The organism is Bifidobacterium sp., from assembly GCF_050874245.1.
In the GTDB taxonomy this organism is placed as follows: Bacteria; Actinomycetota; Actinomycetes; order Actinomycetales; family Bifidobacteriaceae; genus Bifidobacterium.
Genome location: NZ_JBNMKH010000152.1, coordinates 1 through 2,268, shown reverse-complemented (window position 1 = coordinate 2,268; position 2,268 = coordinate 1). Strand labels below are relative to the sequence as shown.

2 protein-coding genes are annotated in these 2,268 nt (G+C 60.4%); both read left to right on the top strand.

Annotation, left to right across the window (positions count from 1 at the left end; all coding sequences use genetic code 11):
- Positions 1 to 313 precede the first annotated feature (313 nt).
- Positions 314 to 1,348: a Cna B-type domain-containing protein gene (locus ACR0P8_RS09390; RefSeq protein ID WP_432624802.1), complete on the top strand. Its 1,035-nt coding sequence runs from the start codon at positions 314 to 316 to the stop codon at positions 1,346 to 1,348.
- 23 nt (positions 1,349 to 1,371) lie between these two features.
- Positions 1,372 to 2,268, top strand: an 897-nt coding sequence (locus ACR0P8_RS09385; RefSeq protein ID WP_432624801.1) for a class C sortase, incomplete at its 3' end; no start/stop codon positions are given.

Below are 2,268 nucleotides of genomic sequence, written 5' to 3'. Positions count from 1 at the left end.
GCGACCCTGGTGATGGCTCTGCGTCGTCGCAATGCCTGATCCTCCGGATTCCATAAGAATCTGAAGTAACCATGCGAAACCCGTGAGCCGCGTTGACGCAAGTCAGCAGCGGCTTACGGGAATCGCAATACATAATTTAAAAACTAAAAATTAAATAATAACTGAACCCACATATGCTGGGCTGGACCACCTCAATCCCTTGTACACTGCCTAATTTTCTTGAGTATCCAGCCTGGCTCCATATATTTTCCGGTTTGCCGTTGGGGGCGAATCAAACATGCTTACTTTCCAATCCACAGAAGAGGGGTCGGCAATGAAGGAACGCACGATCGCAAGCCGCGTCATCGCCGCATGCTGCGCAATCGCCGCCACATTCGCCGCGGCAGCCTGTGCATTCACTACTCGCGATGCCGTCGCGGCGCCAACAACAGACTCTGCCAGCGGCAGCATCGCCATTTCGTACCACCATAAGAGCTCGGATTCCGAAACGTCCGACGATTCTACCAACTTCGCCATTTCGGACGCCAGCTTCAACCTCTACAAAGTCGGGCAGATCCCGGCAAGCGGCGGCGCCACCTTCGAACCCGTCGCACCGTTCACCGACTCCACCGCCTACCCCGTCGACTGGTCGAAGATGACCGGCAAGGACGCGCAGGTGTGGCGAGACATGGCCAACACGCTCGCCGGACTCATCGCAGTGAACCAACCCGACGCCACGGCAACCGGTGTCACCAACGCTTCCGGACACCTGACCTTCACCGGACTGTCCGACGGACTCTACCTGGCCGTGGCGGACAGCGCCAGCGTGAAGATCGCCGACGTTTCCGGTAAAATCCAAACCTGGCAGTGCACGTCTGCCAACATGCTCGTGGCCGTGCCGCTGGACGGCGTGTCCGGAGGGTCGCGCGAGCTGAGCATCGAGCCGAAAACCGAATGCGCCGTGCAGCCGAAGACGCCCGTGGAACGTTCCGTGAAAAAGATCTGGAACGACCGCAACAACGCCGACGGCAAGCGGCCGGACTCCATCACCGTGAAACTGCTGCGCGATGGCATGCCCGTGGAGAACGTGAAACTCAACGAGTCCAACAAGTGGACGCATACGTGGACGGATCTTGACGCGGACCACGAATGGACCGTGGTCGAAGCCACCGTGCCGGACGGCTACACCACCATCTCCGACGTGGAAGGCACCGCCACGGACATCACCAACACACACACGCCGCCCACCCCGCAGTCCCCGCCGCACACCGGCAGCGACGTGCGGAACATCGCATGGACTGCCGTGGCCATCCTGGGCGCGGGATTGGTACTGTTGATAGTGGTCAAAATCGCACGGCGGCGCGCATAGCACGCATAGAAAGGCAAGCGAACATGAATTGGCGGAAGTCCCACAACGGCAGGAATGAAGAGCCTGCGGACGAGACTTCCGCCAATTCGTATATGGACGCCGGGATGGCTGTTGGCGACGAAGGCGATGGTGGAGAAGCTGGGGCTGGTGTGGGCGCTGGTGCTGGCGTAGCCGGGATAGATGCTGACGTGGACTCTGGTGCCGACACGGACTCTGGTGCAGGTACTGACGTGATCGAAAAACCGAATGCGAAACCCAAGAAATCGAATGCGTTGCTCAACGTGCTCATCGCCATTTCCGCGATCGCCATGATTGGCGCGCTGTGCCTGATCGCCTATCCGACGTTCAGCGACTGGTGGAACCGCATGCACCAGTCGTACGCGGTGGCCGGCTACGTGAAGCAGACCAAGGACATGTCCGGTGCCGAACGCAAGGCGATGCTCAAAGCGGCGCACGAATACAACGAACGGCTCGCCGCGAACGGCGACCGGTGGCACATGACCGACGAGCAGAAACGCGAATACGACGAAACGCTCGACGTGACCGGCACGGGCATCATGGGATACGTGACCATTCCGCGCATCAAAGTGAAGCTGCCCGTATACCACGGCACCAGCGACGGAGTGCTGCAGATCGCCGCCGGGCACCTGGCCGGCACGTCGCTGCCCGTGGGCGGAGCGACCACGCACGCGGTGGTCTCCGGGCACACCGGCCTGCCGTCGGCCCGACTGCTGACCGGCTTGGATGAGCTTCAAAAAGGCGACACGTTCGCATTCCATGTGCTCGACGAAACCTACACGTACAAGGTGGACCAGATTTCGGTGGTGCTGCCGAGCGAGATCAGCAAACTCAACATCGAGCAGGGGCGCGACTATGCCACGCTAATCACCTGCACGCCGTACGGGGTGAACTCGCACCGG